Genomic DNA, 17,000 nt, shown 5'->3' with positions numbered 1-17,000 from the left:
GAAGAATTGAAAAAGAAAATCGAAAAATATATCGATTATTATAACAATGTGCGAATAAAACAAAAACTGGCTGGTATGAGTCCAGTTGAATATCGAATTCATACCAGCCAATTAATTGCATAATGAAGAACTCTAACTTTAAGGGGTCACTACCTTTTTGGGACACCCTCTTTTTTACTTATTTTTCGGTTTTGGAAACACCAAGATGATTTTATATAGTATAAAGAATAGGATTAAAATAAGAAAAACCGAGATGTAGGTATTTACAGAATAAAGATTATTTATTAAAGCATACAAAAATAAAGGGATTGTTGAAGCATGAATTGCCATCTTCCATAAAAGAGCAAACCTTAGTTTTCTCTCCAATAGTTTATTCAACACCAAGCCTATTACAGCAATGGATGTGATACTAATCAAACCAAGAAAAATGATTTGTAATGGATAAAAAACAACAATTTGAATGAAAAACACACTGCGGGGCATTTCTCCAAATTGGTCATTATAATTAATAAGCAACTTAATGAGGTCAGGTAAAGTAACAAGAAAAAGCAACAATATAAAATAAGTAACGGAACTTCCGATATTTAATTTATTAATATTTAAAACAGCCTTTTTCCTAGGCAGCATGAAACTGTTTAACAAGGAAGAAATAATCCCCATTATCTAATTCCCCTTAAAAATTCTTTTTTCCATTCCTTAATTTAAAAAGGTAAATTCTATTTCTTCCCGTTTTTCATTATAATCGACAGCCAGATCGTGGCCATTGAAAAACCACAAATCTTCCTCATCTATGAAAAAACATATCCCATCCTTTTCAATACTGGCAGCCATTTCGGTTTGCGGTTCTTGAATCGACATCCCTAGCGAAAACCCTTGTTGGACAGTACTACATCCACCATAACGGGCATGGAATTTTAAATAGTCTCCTTTTTTCAAACCCATTTCTTCCTTAAACCAATTCAATGCTTGACTGCTAATTTTGATATTCAAAAGATAGTCCTCCTATAGATAAAATATAAATAAATCAAATCTAGTATATCTTAACTCACAATTCGTATCCATTAAATAAAATTGCAACATTATATTTAATCAAAAAGCTACATACTTTATTAAAGTAAGAAAAGATGGTTTAAATACCAAAACTCACATAATTACATAAAATCACCAAATCTCAAATAAGCTGCGGAGAAGAAAAATCTCATTTTTTCCTAAATCTAATATTGAATAGATTTATTTATACAAAAAACTCATTTGCTTCAGCAAATGAGTTTTCCTTCATTATTCCTTCGTTACAAGTTTGAGAGGAGCAGGAATCACTTTATCGACTTTCTTCCCTTGGGCAACATCTTTAGCAGCGTCCACCGCCAGCTTTCCGATTAATTCAGGCTGCTGAGCTACAGTTGCTTCCATTTTTCCACTTTCTATTGCATTTATCGCATCTTCGTTTCCATCAAAGCCAATAACCATGATATCCTTTCCTGAACTATTTATTGCTTCTATAGCCCCTAATGCCATTTCATCATTATGAGCGAATACGGCCTTAATATCTGGATTGGCTTGGATTAAGTTTTCCATTACAGTCAACCCTTTTGTCCGGTCAAAATCGGCAGACTGTTTTGCTACTACATTCAATTTTTGATCTGCTATATTATGGAAACCTTTCCCTCTTTCACGTGTAGCTGATGCACCCGGCACACCTTCTAACTCAGCTGTCACTGTGTTTTCTCCAAGTTTCGATACAAGATATTCAGCTGCCATTTCTCCACCTTTAATGTTATCGGAAGCGACTAATGCCTCTACTTTTCCCTTATCTGCTGAACGATCTAATGTAATAACAGGGATATTGACATTATTTGCTGATTGTACCGCTGTTGAAATAGCAGCGGAATCTGTAGGATTAATAAGCAAAATATCTACCCCCTGCTGAATTAAATCTTCCACATCATTAATTTGTTTGGCTGAGTCATTTTGAGCATCTACTACTTTTACTTCCATCCCTAAGCTTTTTGCTTCCTTTAAAACCCCATCTTTTAAAGAAACAAAAAATGGGTTATTTAATGTTGATATGGATAATCCTAGTTTAATATCTTTTATGTTTTCTTTATTAGAAGGCTTCGCCCAAGTGGGAGGCTGCATCGAACATGCACTTAAAAGCAAAAGTATAACGGACATGAATAGCGATAATAATTTTTTCATAAAAATCACTCCCTATGCGGCTTTCTTACGATCAAGTAATACAGCGATTATAATAACGATCCCTTTTACTACCATTTGATAGAAGGAGGAAACACCGAGAAGATTTAAACCATTGTTTAACGTACCAATAATTAAAGCACCAATTAGTGTTCCAAAAATTCTCCCTTTCCCTCCTGACAGGCTTGTCCCGCCTAGAACAACCGCTGCAATGGCATCCAACTCATAAGAAGTCCCTGCTGTTGGCTGAGCTGAATTTAGGCGCGATGTTAAAATAGCTCCTGCTAAAGCAGACAACAGTCCAGACAGAGCATAAATCATTACTTTCACATTAGGAACTTTAATCCCTGAAATCAAAGCGGCCTTTTCATTTCCGCCTATCGCATACGTTTTTCGGCCAAATGGTGTTTTATGAAGAAGAATATATAAAACAACAAAGGTTAAAATCATCGTTACAGCAGGTACTGGAATACCAAGAAAATAACCTCTACCAAAAAGCTGAAATAAGTAATGATCACCTAAGCCTGTAATAGGATTTCCCTCTGTATATACAAGAGTAAGTCCCCTTAATATCGTCATCGTAGCTAATGTAGCAATAAAAGGTGCCATTTTTCCTTTCGTAATTAACAATCCATTCACTACACCCATTAAAGCACCAAGTACACATCCAATTAAAATAGCCAGGATCGGATCAACTCCGGAAACGATCATTCCTGCCATTAACGAACTGGATAAGGCAAGAATGGCTCCGACAGACAGATCAATCCCACCAGTTAAAATAACAAATGTCATTCCAAAAGCAATAAGTGCATTAATGGCTACTTGGCGCAATAAGTTTAATATATTTAAGGGCTCAAGAAAGCTTGGATTTAAAACAGATACAATCACAAATAAGATTAATAGTCCAAGCAACGGCCCAAGCTTTTGGGAGATTGAATTAACTAAATTTGCTTTGCCTACTGGTGCGCCTTCGCTGATTACTTTCATCCTACTGACCTCCTGTTGCCAACTTCATTATTTTTTCCTGTGTTGCTTCATCTTTTGTTAATTCACCAGTAATCTTTCCTTCATGAACGACTAAAATTCGATCACTCATTCCCAGGATTTCAGGTAATTCCGAAGATACCATAATGATAGCGACTCCACGCTCTGTTAACTCATTCATTAATTGATAGATTTCTCGTTTCGCCCCAACGTCAACTCCTCTGGTTGGTTCATCCAAAATCAGCACCTTTGGCCCTATTCCTACCCATTTGGCGATGACAACTTTTTGCTGATTCCCTCCAGATAACTTCCCAACAGCAATATCTGCAGATTCCGTTTTGACTGTAAGACGTTTTATCAACATCTCTACGAAGTCTTTCTCACTTTTTTCCTTAATAATCCCTCTCGGTGCAAAACTGCGAAGGGTTGGCAGAACCATATTTTCTTTTATTGAAAAATCTAGAATCAACCCTTCATCCTTACGATCTTCCGTTATAAATCCGATCCCTAATTTTACAGCTTGATCAGGTGATTGAATATTCACTTTCTTCCCGTTTAACCAAATCTCCCCACTGTCAACCGTTTCAAGCCCAAAAATCGCACGCATAATTTCAGTCCTACCAGCTCCCATTAGTCCTGAAACACCAACGATTTCTCCTGATCTAACTGAAAAACCAACATCCTTAAAGACTCCTTTTTTGGTGAGCCCCTTTACTTGAAGCAGTAACTCCCCTGGTTTTGATTGACGCTTTGGAAAGCGGTCTGTAAGTTCTCTTCCTACCATTTTCCTTACGACCTCATCAAAATTAGTATCAGGGATTCTTTTCGTATCAACGGTTTTCCCATCGCGCATGACAGTAATCCGATCACAAATGGCGAAAATTTCTTCCATCCGATGTGAAATATAGACAATGGATACGCCATCCGCCTTTAGTGCGGCAATTACTTCAAACAACTTCGAGATTTCCCGTTCAGTTAAAGCCGCTGTCGGTTCATCCATAATAATCACTTTAGCATTAGTCATTAAAGCTTTGGCAATCTCAATCATTTGCTGCTCTCCAACAGAGCAACTTCCTGCTTCTTTATCGAGCGGAATAGAAACTGCCAGTCTATCAAACTGCTTTTTTGCTAGCGCTCTCATTTCTTTTATTTTTAATAACCCAAAGGAATTCTTTAATTCTTTACCAATAAATAGGTTTTCTAACACCGTCATATCCGGCCAAATATTTAATTCTTGATGAATAAAAGTAATGCCATTCTGCTCCGCTTCCTTAGGATTTTTAAAATAAGTTTCTTTCCCATCAATCAAAATAGTTCCACGATCACAAGAATGAAGCCCCGTCAAAATATTCATCATGGTGGATTTTCCTGCACCATTCTCTCCCATCAATGCATGTACTTCTCCATCCTTTAATTCAAAATTGACTCCAGTTAATACTTGGTTCATTCCAAATGCTTTATGGATGTTTTGCATTGAGATATGCATTTTTTTCACCCCTTTCTTTTAGAAGAATACGCCCGATTGTAAAATACAGTTAGCATACGGTGTAATTTCTCCTGTACGAATAATCGCTTTAGCCTGTTGGGTCAACTTTTTAAATTCTTCATGGGTAACCTTCATTTGAGGAGTATCGATAAATTTTTCTTTTAAATATTGAGCTGTTTGCGGATTACACTCCTCTATTTCACAAGCTATGATTACCTTTTCAATTATCATGTCTTCCGCAACCGCTTCCAGAACTTCTTTAAAAGCTGGACTTCCTGGTTTTATGGCTAAATCAATTTTTTTAATTCCTTTAGGTATAGGCAGCCCTGCATCAGCAATGACAATCATATCCGTATGTCCAAGATCCGTAAGAACTTTTGTAATTTCGCTATTTAAAATTCCATAACGTTTCATTGCTTAAAGGCTCCTTTCCACTTCTTCTCTAGTCGGCATTCCGCCTTGTGCCCCAAATTTTGTTACTGATAAGGATGCAGCACGGTTAGCAAAACGAATGCTATCCTTAATGCTCTGGCCTTCAGCTAATGCCACTGCAAAAGCGGCATTAAATGTGTCTCCTGCACCTGTCGTATCAACCACTTCTACCTGAAATGATGGTACGAGCACTTCTTCCTTGCCATCATAATATCTGACACCATTTTTTCCTTCTGTAATGAATAATTTATTTGGATACCTTCTCAATACGGTATGCAGATCTTCATTTTGAAAAAGGAGAGTGGCTTCATGTTCGTTAGGTGTAATATAAGTGGCATTTTCAATAATTTCTTCTTTTAAGTATCTTGCAGGTGCAGGGTTTAATAAGAGCGGCACCTTGTACTCTCTGCAAATTTTGCCAACATATTCAACCGTTTCTTCCGGTATTTCCTGTTGAATTAAAACGATATCAGAATCACGAATGACACCAAGTGCCTTTTCTACAAGTTTTGGTGTAACATGATCATTTGCTCCTTTCACAACAATAATGCTGTTATCCCCCTCGGCAAGAGTAATGTGGGCAGTACCCGTTTCACAATGTGTAACCGGTTCCACATAAGTCGTTAGAACACCATTCTTATTGAAATTATCAAGAACGGATTTTCCAAAGCTATCATCCCCTACACATCCAACCATGTGGACTTTAGCTCCTAAACGAGCTGCAGCCACTGCTTGATTGGCTCCCTTGCCGCCAGGGACAGTTTTAAAGGATTCGCCCAAGATGGTTTCACCTTTATTAGGTCTTTTTTGTGCTGTTACTACTAAATCCATTGATGAACTTCCGATAACCGTAATTTTAGCCATTTTCCTCAACCTTTCTAGTTGTTTGCCTCTCGATAAATGTAACAGGCATTTGAATCATTCTATTTTGGATTGGTTCATTATTAATTAATTTTATCAATAACTTTGCTGCTTCCCTTCCCATCTCATAAGCAGGCTGTTTAATTGTTGATAGGGGTGGAAACAATAATCCGCTAAGAGGAATATCATCATACCCTACTATCTGAAGATCATTTGGAATCGATTTTCCTTTTCTAATCGCTTCATGTAAAATAGCTGCTGCTGCAATATCATTACTGGCAATAACTCCGTCAGTATCAGGATATTTTTCAAATATCTCTTTTGCACATTTACTTGCATCTTGGTAAGCAAAAGATGCCATTGTCATTACATTAAAATCTACATTTGCTTGACATAATTCATCTAATGCACCTTTAAATCGGTCCTGAGCAGTCTTTACTTCAATTGGTCCTCTTAGTAATGTGATCCTCTTGCTGCCCCGTCTAATGATTTCTCTCGCTGCCATTTTTCCGCCAGTAAGACCATCGGCATAAACAGAAGGAAAGGGTTCAGAGGTCCGATCAAGAAAAACTACAGGACAAGTAAGATGTTTATAATGTTTTTTTTCAGTATGACTAGCAGATATGATACCGATTACATTATTTTGAATGAAAGTCTGAATATAATCATTCTCCTTTTCAGGTTTCTCATCGGCATTGCCAATAATAAGTCTGTAACCACTCTCCTGCATGATATCCTCTACACCCCGAGCAAGCTCAGGAAAAAAGGGATTTCGTATATCTGGAAGTAGCAGGCCAATTAATCTCGATTTTTTTTTATATAGTGATCTAGCTACTTCATTTGGTTTATAATTCAATTCTTTAATGGCTTCATTGATTGCTTTTCGGGTATCTTCATGTACATATCCCTTGTCGTTTAACGCTCTAGATACTGTTGCAACAGATACACCCGCTTTTCTTGCAACATCACGTATTGTAGCCATTCAAATTTCAACCCCTCATATGTAACCGATTACATATTCAGGTTATCACAAAAAATTTATCCTCGCAACAAAATCAAATAAATTTTCATCAGCTAGATTTGTAATAAAAAGTCCCTAAACTCAACTAAGTCTAGGGATAATCATTTTACTTTTCGTCCTGTACACGTTTGATTTTAATATCTTTTAACAATTCTCTTACGACATAGCTTGCCATTATTAAACCACAGACTGAAGGAACGAATGCATTTGAAGATGGTGGCATTTTTGCTTTGCGAATTTTCGCTTGATCATTACCAACCACTTTCCTAACATCCTCACGAATAACAATCGGACTTTCATCTGAAAAGACAACAGGAATGCCTTTGTAAATACGTTCTTTACGCAATTTTGTTCGAATAACCTTTGCAATTGGGTCTGTATGTGTTTTTGAAATATCAGCGATTTGAAAGCGGGTCGGATCCATTTTATTGGCAGCACCCATGCTTGAAATAATCCGAATGTTTCTTTTTAAACACTCTTTCATTAGATGAATTTTGTACATGATAGTATCGGAAGCATCAACAACAAAATCCAAATTATAGCTAAAAATTTCTTCATACGTTTCTTCTGTATAAAACATTTTTAATGAAATGACTTCACAATCTGGATTAATGTCTTTAATACGTTCTTTCATAATGTCTACTTTTGGCCGGCCAACCGTTGACAGAAGGGCGACAAGCTGACGGTTGACATTAGTAATATCAACATCGTCCTTGTCGATTAACACTAAACGGCCTACTCCAGAACGGGCTAATGCTTCTGCAGCAAAAGAGCCGACACCGCCAATACCTAACACTGCAACGGTGCTGTTTTTCATAATTTCAAGACCTTCTTTACCTATAGCAAGCTCATTACGAGAAAATTGATGCAGCATATTTTTCACTCCAAAAATTTATTCGATTCATTCTTTTATTTTTTCACCCTAAAAAATATATCATACTTTGCAATAAAAACAAGTATTGTCATAGGAATTATGTAATTAGTAGCCTATAAAAAAATCCCTTTTGTGACACAGTATAAACCTTTTCCTAACTGTCTTCACAAAAAGGGATACTATTACTCTTTATGATCTACAAGAATCTATAACCGTACAGTTTCCACAACCAAAAAAAACACCTCCTGTTCAACAGGAAGTCGTTGGCATAAGTGAAAAGAGTCCCAATAATGCCGTCGCTTTTGATCCTTTGTTTTGATCCCGCACGCAGCAGGTGGGTGTCCTGTTTCTGAGTTTGTAAGTCCTCTTGCTCGCCGAGAAGTGAGGCTTTTACGCCGTCAGAAAACTCCAGACTCCCGAATAAAAAAGTGTTCGGTCAAAACTTCAGGTAATACAACGCACATCTCAGGACTCTTCCTTGCTTGTATTTATCATAGCATAATTAAAAGCTGTCTTCAAGATTTCGTGAAATCGAAATCATGTTATTTATTAACATTTGTTAACAAATTTAACTCCTGGAGCTGAGCTTCAGAAACTGGGCTTGGTGCAGCTATCATCAAATCACTTGCACTTGCTGTCTTTGGAAAAGCAATAGTATCACGAAGATTCGTACTTCCAGTAAGCAGCATGACAAGACGGTCCAGCCCAAGAGCAATCCCCCCATGAGGAGGTGTTCCATATTCAAACGCATTGAGCAAGAATCCAAATTGTTCTTGTGCCTCTTCAAGTGTAAAGCCAAGAACTTTGAACATTTTTTCTTGAATGTCACGCTCAAAAATCCGCAATGACCCACCGCCAAGCTCATATCCGTTAAGGACCAAGTCATAGGCTTGTGCCCTTACCTTTGAAGGATCTGTATCCAAATAGGCCAAGTCCTCACGCACCGGCATGGTGAATGGGTGATGAGCTGCATAATAACGGCCCTCTTCCTCATCATATTCTAAAAGTGGCCAGTCAGTAATCCATAAGAAATGGAACAAGTTTTGGTCAATCAGATTTAAATCCTTACCTAGCTTTAATCTTAAGGCACCTAAAGCATCTGCCACAACTGACTTTTTATCAGCTACAAAAAGGAGTAAATCGCCCTCTTTTGCTTCAAGTGTCTCCTGAATTGCCTTAGCTTCCTCTTCAGAGAAGAATTTTGCAATTGGCCCCTTTAAGCCTTCTGCTTCCATCTTTAACCATGCAAGTCCTTTTGCACCATATCGGGAAACATACTCTGTCAAAGAATCAATATCCTTGCGAGAATACTTTTCAGCTGCTCCCTTTACATTAATGGCTTTCACTTGTCCACCATTACTAACAGCAGAAGCAAATACTTTAAAGCCAGACTCCTTCACGATTTCTGATACATCTACTAATTCTAGGCCAAATCGGGTATCAGGTTTATCCGAACCGAAGCGGCTCATTGCCTCATCATAGCTCATCCGTGGGAAAGGAGTAGGTATATCTATGCCCTTTACTTCCTTCATTAACTTAGACATCATTCTTTCCATTAATTGAATGATATCATCCTGACTCATGAAACTTGTTTCAATATCTATTTGCGTAAATTCAGGCTGACGATCAGCACGCAAATCCTCATCTCGGAAGCAACGTGCAATTTGGTAGTAACGTTCAATCCCGCCTACCATCAGGAGTTGCTTAAACAACTGTGGTGATTGAGGCAGGGCATAAAATTCACCTGGATGCACACGGCTTGGAACTAAATAGTCGCGAGCTCCTTCCGGCGTGCTCTTCGTTAAAATTGGTGTCTCTATATCTAAGAACCCTTCTTCATCCAAGAAATTTCTAATATGTTTCGTCACCTGATGGCGCATTTTTAGTGTTTCAAAAATGACCGGGCGGCGAAAATCTAGGTAGCGATATTTTAATCGGACATCTTCCGATACATCTGTTTTATCAGAAATCGTAAATGGCGGTGTCTTCGCCTCATTAATGATTGTTACTTTTTCCGCTTGAATTTCAATTCTTCCTGTTTTTAAATTTTCATTTACAGTACCTGGTTCACGGGCAATGACTGTACCTTCTACATCCAATACATATTCGCTGCGAATTTTTTCTGCTGTTTCCAGCGCTTCCTTGGAAACATCTGGATTAAAAACAACCTGAACAATTCCAGATCGGTCACGTAAATCAATAAAAATTAATCCTCCTAGGTCACGTCGTTTTTGAACCCATCCTTTTAATATTACCTTCTCCCCTACAGCGGACTCAGGTACCTCTCCGCAAAAATACGATCTGCCAAACATGTGAATCCCCCTTTATTATTGCATCTCTAGAAAAGTCGATACGAATGAATCGAGATCTAACTCAACTTGATCTCCAGTCTCCATATTTTTCACGTTGATTTTGTTGTTTTTTAATTCCTCATCACCAAGAATTGCTACAAACTTAGCTTTAAGGCGATCGGCTACTTTAAACTGGGCTTTTATTTTTCGATTTAAATAATCCCGTTCTGCAGAAATTCCAGCCAAACGAAGCTGCTGTAACAAACCAACCGAGTAATCCTTTGCTTCCTCACCGAGGGTGACAAGGTAACAGTCTATACCTTGTTTAATTTCTATGTTTACCCCTTCAGCCTTCAATGCAGCGATAAAACGCTCGATACTTAGAGCAAAGCCAATTCCTGGTGTTTCTGGTCCGCCAATCTCTTCTACTAATCCGTTATAACGACCTCCGCCTGCAAGGGTAGTAATTGCCCCGAATCCCTCTGCATCACTCATGATTTCAAAGGCAGTATGGTTATAATAATCCAATCCACGAACCAAATTGGCATCCACTTCGAAAGGAATTTCCAATTGGGTTAAATACTTTTGCACCTTCTCAAAATAGGCTTTTGAATCATCATTTAAATATTCAAGAATGGAAGGAGCAGTACTCATTAATTCATGTTCACGATCCTGCTTACAATCTAAAATTCGTAATGGATTTTTCTCAAGTCGGTTCTGACAATCAGAACAGAACTCATGAATTCTTGGTTTAAAATGTTGAACCAAAGCTTCTCGATGTGCAATTCTACTTTCTTTGTCACCAAGACTGTTAATAACCAGCTTTAGCTTCTTAAGACCCATTTCTTTATATAAGTTCATGGCAAGCGAAATCACTTCCGCATCAATTGCCGGATCATTGCTACCCAATGCTTCAATACCAAATTGAACAAATTGACGGAATCTTCCCGATTGCGGTCGTTCATATCGAAACATCGGGCCCATATAATAAAGCTTGACTGGCTGATTGGCAGAGCCAAATAATTTTTTCTCAACAAATGCTCGTACTGTAGAAGCCGTACCCTCAGGTCTTAGTGTAAGGCTCCGGCCTCCTCTGTCTTCAAATGTATACATTTCCTTTTGAACGATATCAGTTGTGTCACCAACACCTCTTGAAAAAAGCTCTGTATGTTCAAAAATAGGAGTGCGTATTTCTTGGTATTGGTATTTTTCACATAGCTCTCTTGCTTTTTGCTCAATTAACTGCCACAGTTCAACTTCTCCAGGAAGTATGTCCTGCGTGCCTCTTGGGATACTGATAGCCATAACAGCGTCCTCCTCTTTTTTATGTATGAAATATGTATTCAAAATAAAAAACTCCCATCCCATGTGTAAAAACAAGGGACGAGAGTTTTAGTTCCCGCGGTGCCACCCTAGTTGAAGCGATCAATAAACTTTAGTTGCTTCCTCTTCAACAGTTAACGCCTGTTTACGTTCTATTCCTACTAGAGAATTCCTTTTTCGGAGAGAAACCTTCGGAGTGTTCATTCGTTAAGATTTATGCAGAAATGCTTCCAGCCTAAGGCATTTCCTCTCTGTCCATAAATTGACCTTAACTACTATGCTCCATCATTGGTTTTATTCATATTTCAATTGATTATTTAATAATAATACGGAGCATCAGCAGTATTGTCAAGAAGGTTTTATGACCTTTCAAGATGTTTTTTTAACTTTCTAACATCTCTTATCGTCAATCCAAATTCTGATGCTAATTCAAACATATTATCAGCATGCTGTTCTTTTTGAATAAAATCATGAAAATTAACGCCAAAAAGCCGTCCATCTATTGATTGCACATTCATATTTTTATCACTAGCTCTCACTATTCCCCCTCCTCTTAAGGCAAATTTCTAAAGTATATTGTTTCCAATTTAAGAGGAAATATTTCATAGGAATAAGAATTTGGACATAATTAACAATTTAGCAATGATTTTCAATATAATTTACGATAAAATAGGGACAAAGAGGAGGGAGTAATGCATAAAAAATTTAGTGTCATCATATTATTTATTTTTCTTTTAGGAATCTTCCTGCCACAAAGTAATAGTATGGCAGCGAACAAAACCATTACCATTTCGACAGATGCTGTTAATGTCCGAAGCGGTCCTGGCCTGAGTTATCCATTAATCAAACAAGCCAAACGAGGGGAAACCTATCCGATCGTGAAGGAAAAGGGGGATTGGATCGAGATCGAATTATCCTTTGCTAAAACAGGTTGGGTAGTCAATTGGCTTGTGACAAAAAATGATGCAAAAACAGCCAAAATTACATCAACAAATAGGAACATTGCTGCTATAGCAAAAACGAGCCAATTAAGAGTTCGTTCCGGTCCTGGATCAAACTTTCAAATTATTGGGTTCCTTAACAAGGGACAAGAAGTATCTATTCTGGACCAAAATGAAAATTGGTATAAAATATCCTCTCCATTTGGAGAAGGATGGGTTTCTAAAGAATTTCTTGAATTAAAAACAGCCAAATTGGAGAATTCAACAGCTTCTGTTTCAAAAAATGGAGAAATTGGTACAGTCAAGAGTAATATTTTAAATGTTCGAAAAGAGCCGACAGCCTCTAGTAAGTTAGTTGGTAAATTAGCAAAAGGAACAAAGGTCACCATCTTATCTAAAGAAAATAAATGGGTCAAAGTGAAATACTTAAACATAATAGGCTGGGTCAGTGGAAGTTATCTTGATACTCAACTAAGAACAACCTCCGAAACAAATAATAAAATGACTACCGGAATAATAGGAACCGTAACAGCCGAAAGTTTAAGTGTCCGCGCAGGATCCTCAACAAAATCTGAAATCATCGGGACTGTATCCAAAAATCAGCGCTTTACCATTATCGAGGAAAAAAACAATTGGGCAAAAATAGAATATAAGACTGGAAGTTTTGGTTGGGTTGCAGGATGGTATTTGGAGAAATCACCAGCAAAAACCAATGAAAATATAACCAATTACCAAACAGCCACAGAAACTTCTGGACAAGTCCAGGTAGCCGCAAAAGACATTATAACCATCCTCCAAGACGGAACGAATATCCGTGAATTGCCAAGTACCCAATCAGGTGTCATACATCGTGCAAATAAAGGCGATCGTTTCTCCGTAACTGGAGTGAAGAATGATTGGTATGAAATTAAACTAAAAAATGGAAAAAAAGCTTATGTAGCAGGCTGGTTAGTATCCACATCTGGGTCTATACCGCGTATTGAAAAATTGGGAGCAGAAGGTTACATAAAAAATAAAATTATTGTAATTGATCCTGGCCATGGTGGCGGAGATGGAGGAACAGTTGGTGCAAGCGGGACATTAGAAAAGAATCTTACACTTCGGACGGCAAAGCTCCTTTACGACAAACTCAAAGCAGCTGGAGCAAAGGTTTATCTTACCCGAAACAATGACAGCTATATTTCTCTACAATCCCGGGTAAGTAAGGCTCATGCCTATAATGCCGACGCCTTTATTAGCCTGCATTATGACAGTAATGAAGACCGAAGTGTACGCGGTTCAACCGGATTTTACTATCATAGCTATCAAAAAGCACTTGCACAACAGCTCTATTCTTCAATGATAAGAAAAACCAATTTAAATAGCCGCGGTGTAGCCATCGGAAATTACCATGTTATCCGTGAAAATAAACAAAAGGCTGTATTAATTGAGCTTGGATTCATTAGTAATCCAGAGGAAGAAATGACCGTAAAATCAAGCAGATTCCAAGAAAATGCTGCTTCCGGCATATATGATGGACTTACAAAATATTTTAAAGAAAATTAAAAGGGGCTGTCCGGAAAGTGGTATTTCAGCCGAAATCTTTATAAAAGCAAAACCCAAGAATGCTGTTAAATCAACATTCTTGGGTTTTTAATTTGGGTTCATTTTTCTCTTAAATGGACTTTTTAGACAGCCCCTTTTTAGTCATTCAGTTCTATTAAATTATATATTCTGTTATTCATCCTTGCTTTCAATAATTAGAGTAACTGGCCCATCGTTTATAAGTTCAACATCCATCATGGCGCCGAATACACCAGTTTCTACGTGAATCCCTTTCTCACGAAGCAGCTGGTTAAACCGTTCATATAATTGAATCGCATGCTCTGGTCTAGCAGCCTCGATGAAGCTTGGTCTTCTACCTTTTCGACAGTCTCCATAAAGGGTAAATTGAGAAACAGAGAGAATTTGTCCCCCCACATCCAGCAATGAACGATTCATCTTACCGTTTTCATCTTCGAAAACTCGAAGATTGGCTATTTTATCTGCCAAATAGGCGCAATCTTCTTCCTTGTCATCATGTGTTACGCCAACAAGTAGGACAAATCCGCTAGTTATTTGTCCAATTACTTCTCCATTTACCGTAACTTTTGCCGCTTTACTACGCTGTACAACTACTTTCATGCAAAAAACTCCTTAATTCAACATACGGCGGACCGAATAAATATCAGGGATTTGTTTAATTCGGTCAACAACCTTTTGTAAATGGCTAACATTGTGAATGGCGATCGACATAATAATTGTCGCCATTTTATTTCGGTCTGTTTTGCCAGTAACAGCAGAAATGTTTGTTTTCGTCTCATTAACCGCCTGCAGAACTTCATTTAATAATCCCCTGCGATCATAACCGTTTATCTCAATATCTACATTATATTCCTTGCGATCATTTAATGCAGATTCCCATTCAACTGGAATTAATCTTTGTTGTGCATCGCTAGTGTCGATATTATTACAATCCGCCCGATGAACAGAAACTCCGCGTCCTTTTGTAATATAACCGACAATTTCATCACCAGGAATTGGGTTACAGCACCTAGATAAACGTATTAACAGGTTATCAATCCCTTGGACACGTACTCCGGATTCCCGCTTTTTAGAAGTCGGAAATGCTTTTAATTCCGAAATCGCATTCGCAATACTAGCTGACTGTTCTTGGTCACGTTTTTTGCGCCATTTTTCTGTTAAACGGTTGGCGACCTGCAACGCTGTTACGCCATTGTAACCGACAGCTGCATACATATCTTCTTCATTAGAAAAATTAAACTTCTCAGCTACTTTTTTCAAATTGTCGGGTGTTAAAATTTCTTTAACATCAAAATCCATGTTGCGGATTTCTTTTTCAACTAGCTCTCTGCCCTTCTCAATGTTTTCTTCGCGACGCTGCTTTTTAAAGAAGGCACGAATTTTGTTTTTGGCTTGAGAGGTTGCCGCAAGTTTTAACCAGTCCTGACTTGGTCCATATGAATGCTTGGAGGTTAATATTTCAACGATATCCCCCGTTTTTAGGCAGTAATCAAGTGTAACCATCTTGCCATTCACTTTTGCTCCAATCGTTTTATTTCCGATTTCAGAATGAATTCGATAGGCAAAATCGATTGGGACAGAACCGGAAGGCAATTCAATGACATCCCCTTTTGGTGTAAAAACAAAAACCATATCGGAAAAGAGATCAATTTTCAACGATTCCATAAACTCTTCGGCATTAGCTGTATCATTTTGGAATTCCAAAATTTCTCTAAACCAAGTTAATTTTTGTTCAAAGGATGAACTATCACTTACCGATTTCCCCTCTTTGTAAGCCCAGTGAGCTGCAATCCCGAATTCTGCGATACGATGCATTTCAAACGTACGTATCTGGACTTCAAGAGGATCCCCTTTCGGCCCAATAACTGTTGTATGAAGAGATTGATACATATTCGGCTTTGGCATCGCAATATAATCTTTGAACCGACCAGGCATCGGTTTCCAGCATGTATGAATAATTCCTAATACTGCATAACAATCCTTTATACTATTTACAACAATGCGTACAGCTAGTAAATCATAAATCTCACTAAACTGCTTATTTTGCAGTGCCATTTTTCGATAAATGCTGTATATATGTTTTGGACGGCCGGAGATCTCTGCTTTAATGGAGACTTCCGTTAGTCGTTCCCTCACTTCTTCAATAACTTCATCGAGATATTGCTCCCGTTCCGCACGCTTCTTTTTCATTAAGTTTACAATCCGATAATACTGCTGTGGATTTAAATATCTTAATGCGGTATCCTCAAGCTCCCACTTTATCTTTGAAATCCCAAGACGATGGGCTAAAGGTGCAAAAATTTCAAGTGTCTCATTAGAAATCCGACGCTGTTTTTCTAAAGGAAGGTGCTTAAGTGTCCTCATATTATGCAATCGATCAGCTAGTTTAATGAGAATAACCCGAATGTCCTGAGCCATCGCCACAAACATCTTGCGGTGGTTCTCTGCCTGCTGTTCCTCATGTGATTTATATTTAATTTTCCCTAACTTTGTTACTCCGTCGACAAGCATGGCCACTTCGCTATTAAAAGCTTCCTCAATATCTTTTAAGGAAACGTCCGTATCCTCTACAACATCGTGTAGAAAGCCCGCAGCTACAGTAGCGGGATCCATTTCCAAATCCGCCAATATACCCGCAACCTGAATCGGATGAATGATATAAGGCTCTCCGGATTTTCGATATTGATCACGATGAGCATGTTTCGCAAACTCATACGCTTTTTTTACTAATTCCACATGCTCACTGTTTAAATATTTTCTCGTCTTGTCGATGACTTGGTCGGCGGTTAACACTTGATCATTTGCCATGAAATCACCTTTATTTTCCATCTCATTTTATTTATATATATTGAACAAATTCGGCCAATTATCAACCAAATATTAATCTATTTGCCCCGTTTTACTAATTTTAGGAATCTTTCTATGAAAAATATTTACTAAATTATAATGATTGTTACTATTATCAAAAAAAAAAGCGAAGATGTAAAGAGATTAAGACAAATTTCCACAAAATATGTGTTTTTTCCAACTT

Annotated in this window: 16 protein-coding genes, 1 other RNA gene and 1 other annotated feature; of the genes, 2 read left to right on the top strand and 15 right to left on the bottom strand. The window is 37.8% G+C overall.

Annotated elements, in window-relative coordinates; translation table 11 throughout:
- On the top strand, positions 1–123 hold a 123-nt coding region (locus GZA11_RS05955; protein WP_163182820.1), incomplete at its 5' end, for an IS3 family transposase.
- A gap of 51 nt (positions 124–174) precedes the next feature.
- On the opposite strand, the gene GZA11_RS05950 is transcribed toward GZA11_RS05955, so the two are convergent.
- From GZA11_RS05950 to GZA11_RS05890, 13 genes are all read right to left on the bottom strand, one after another.
- The gene (locus GZA11_RS05950; protein ID WP_038536392.1) at positions 175–660 is read right to left on the bottom strand and encodes a DUF1189 family protein; all 486 of its coding nucleotides are present in this window, start codon (positions 658–660) and stop codon (positions 175–177) included.
- Between the two features lie 36 nt (positions 661–696).
- Positions 697–990, bottom strand: a complete 294-nt coding sequence (locus GZA11_RS05945; RefSeq protein WP_038536395.1) for a HesB/YadR/YfhF family protein — start codon at positions 988–990, stop codon at positions 697–699.
- A 288-nt stretch (positions 991–1,278) separates the two neighbouring features.
- On the bottom strand, positions 1,279–2,196 hold the full coding sequence (rbsB, locus tag GZA11_RS05940; protein WP_038536397.1) for a ribose ABC transporter substrate-binding protein RbsB: 918 nt from the start codon (positions 2,194–2,196) through the stop codon (positions 1,279–1,281).
- 12 nt (positions 2,197–2,208) lie between these two features.
- Positions 2,209–3,180 (bottom strand): ribose ABC transporter permease RbsC, encoded by a 972-nt coding sequence (gene rbsC / locus GZA11_RS05935; protein WP_163183197.1) that lies wholly within the window; start codon positions 3,178–3,180, stop codon positions 2,209–2,211.
- 1 nt (position 3,181) lies between these two features.
- On the bottom strand, positions 3,182–4,663 hold the full coding sequence (locus GZA11_RS05930) for a sugar ABC transporter ATP-binding protein (protein WP_038536403.1): 1,482 nt from the start codon (positions 4,661–4,663) through the stop codon (positions 3,182–3,184).
- An 18-nt stretch (positions 4,664–4,681) separates the two neighbouring features.
- Entirely contained in the window at positions 4,682–5,077 is a 396-nt protein-coding gene (gene rbsD, locus GZA11_RS05925; protein WP_163183196.1) for a D-ribose pyranase, read from the bottom strand.
- Positions 5,078–5,080: 3 nt separating this feature from the next.
- Positions 5,081–5,959, bottom strand: coding sequence for a ribokinase (gene rbsK, locus GZA11_RS05920; protein WP_038536408.1), 879 nt, complete (start codon positions 5,957–5,959; stop codon positions 5,081–5,083).
- On the bottom strand, positions 5,952–6,938 hold the full coding sequence (locus GZA11_RS05915; protein ID WP_038536411.1) for a LacI family DNA-binding transcriptional regulator: 987 nt from the start codon (positions 6,936–6,938) through the stop codon (positions 5,952–5,954). The genes rbsK and GZA11_RS05915 overlap by 8 nt, the downstream gene beginning before the upstream one ends.
- A 145-nt stretch (positions 6,939–7,083) precedes the next feature.
- On the bottom strand, positions 7,084–7,851 hold the full coding sequence (locus GZA11_RS05910) for a tRNA threonylcarbamoyladenosine dehydratase (RefSeq protein ID WP_038536414.1): 768 nt from the start codon (positions 7,849–7,851) through the stop codon (positions 7,084–7,086).
- Between the two features lie 277 nt (positions 7,852–8,128).
- Positions 8,129–8,326, bottom strand: a non-coding RNA gene (ssrS, locus tag GZA11_RS05905) — 6S RNA.
- 67 nt (positions 8,327–8,393) lie between these two features.
- Positions 8,394–10,163, bottom strand: a complete 1,770-nt coding sequence (gene aspS / locus GZA11_RS05900) for an aspartate--tRNA ligase (RefSeq protein WP_163183195.1) — start codon at positions 10,161–10,163, stop codon at positions 8,394–8,396.
- Between the two features lie 15 nt (positions 10,164–10,178).
- Complete coding sequence (gene hisS, locus GZA11_RS05895) at positions 10,179–11,447, bottom strand: histidine--tRNA ligase (protein WP_163183194.1); 1,269 nt, start codon at positions 11,445–11,447, stop codon at positions 10,179–10,181.
- 71 nt (positions 11,448–11,518) lie between these two features.
- Positions 11,519–11,763, bottom strand: a binding site (T-box leader).
- A 61-nt stretch (positions 11,764–11,824) separates the two neighbouring features.
- Positions 11,825–12,004, bottom strand: a complete 180-nt coding sequence (locus GZA11_RS05890; RefSeq protein ID WP_038536423.1) for a hypothetical protein — start codon at positions 12,002–12,004, stop codon at positions 11,825–11,827.
- Between the two features lie 153 nt (positions 12,005–12,157).
- Here GZA11_RS05890 and GZA11_RS05885 point away from each other — a divergent pair, with 153 nt between their 5' ends.
- Complete coding sequence (locus tag GZA11_RS05885; RefSeq protein WP_163183193.1) at positions 12,158–13,951, top strand: SH3 domain-containing protein; 1,794 nt, start codon at positions 12,158–12,160, stop codon at positions 13,949–13,951.
- Positions 13,952–14,122: 171 nt separating this feature from the next.
- On the opposite strand, the gene dtd is transcribed toward GZA11_RS05885, so the two are convergent.
- Both dtd and GZA11_RS05875 read right to left on the bottom strand, forming a co-directional pair.
- Positions 14,123–14,569: a D-aminoacyl-tRNA deacylase gene (dtd, locus tag GZA11_RS05880; RefSeq protein ID WP_163183192.1), complete on the bottom strand. Its 447-nt coding sequence runs from the start codon at positions 14,567–14,569 to the stop codon at positions 14,123–14,125.
- A 12-nt stretch (positions 14,570–14,581) separates the two neighbouring features.
- A complete protein-coding gene (locus tag GZA11_RS05875; RefSeq protein ID WP_038536431.1) occupies positions 14,582–16,777 on the bottom strand; it encodes a RelA/SpoT family protein in 2,196 nt (731 codons plus the stop codon).
- Positions 16,778–17,000 lie beyond the last annotated feature (223 nt).

It is taken from the genome of Neobacillus sedimentimangrovi, assembly GCF_010614825.1.
GTDB classification, from domain to species: domain Bacteria; phylum Bacillota; class Bacilli; order Bacillales; family Cytobacillaceae; genus Neobacillus; species Neobacillus thermocopriae.
Note: the sequence above shows the minus strand (reverse complement) of the source record. Positions and strands in the feature narration are given on the sequence as shown.

What these genes read in the sequence shown, in the direction of transcription:
- GZA11_RS05950 (WP_038536392.1), bottom strand. Translation starts at nt 660, where the DNA reads ATGGGGATTATTTCTTCCTTGTTAAACAGTTTCATGCTGCCTAGGAAA.
- rbsB (WP_038536397.1), bottom strand. Translation starts at nt 2,196, where the DNA reads ATGAAAAAATTATTATCGCTATTCATGTCCGTTATACTTTTGCTTTTA.
- rbsC (WP_163183197.1), bottom strand. Translation starts at nt 3,180, where the DNA reads ATGAAAGTAATCAGCGAAGGCGCACCAGTAGGCAAAGCAAATTTAGTT.
- GZA11_RS05930 (WP_038536403.1), bottom strand. Translation starts at nt 4,663, where the DNA reads ATGCATATCTCAATGCAAAACATCCATAAAGCATTTGGAATGAACCAA.
- rbsD (WP_163183196.1), bottom strand. Translation starts at nt 5,077, where the DNA reads ATGAAACGTTATGGAATTTTAAATAGCGAAATTACAAAAGTTCTTACG.
- rbsK (WP_038536408.1), bottom strand. Translation starts at nt 5,959, where the DNA reads ATGGCTAAAATTACGGTTATCGGAAGTTCATCAATGGATTTAGTAGTA.
- GZA11_RS05915 (WP_038536411.1), bottom strand. Translation starts at nt 6,938, where the DNA reads ATGGCTACAATACGTGATGTTGCAAGAAAAGCGGGTGTATCTGTTGCA.
- GZA11_RS05910 (WP_038536414.1), bottom strand. Translation starts at nt 7,851, where the DNA reads ATGCTGCATCAATTTTCTCGTAATGAGCTTGCTATAGGTAAAGAAGGT.
- aspS (WP_163183195.1), bottom strand. Translation starts at nt 10,163, where the DNA reads ATGTTTGGCAGATCGTATTTTTGCGGAGAGGTACCTGAGTCCGCTGTA.
- hisS (WP_163183194.1), bottom strand. Translation starts at nt 11,447, where the DNA reads ATGGCTATCAGTATCCCAAGAGGCACGCAGGACATACTTCCTGGAGAA.
- GZA11_RS05885 (WP_163183193.1), top strand. Translation starts at nt 12,158, where the DNA reads ATGCATAAAAAATTTAGTGTCATCATATTATTTATTTTTCTTTTAGGA.
- dtd (WP_163183192.1), bottom strand. Translation starts at nt 14,569, where the DNA reads ATGAAAGTAGTTGTACAGCGTAGTAAAGCGGCAAAAGTTACGGTAAAT.
- GZA11_RS05875 (WP_038536431.1), bottom strand. Translation starts at nt 16,777, where the DNA reads ATGGCAAATGATCAAGTGTTAACCGCCGACCAAGTCATCGACAAGACG.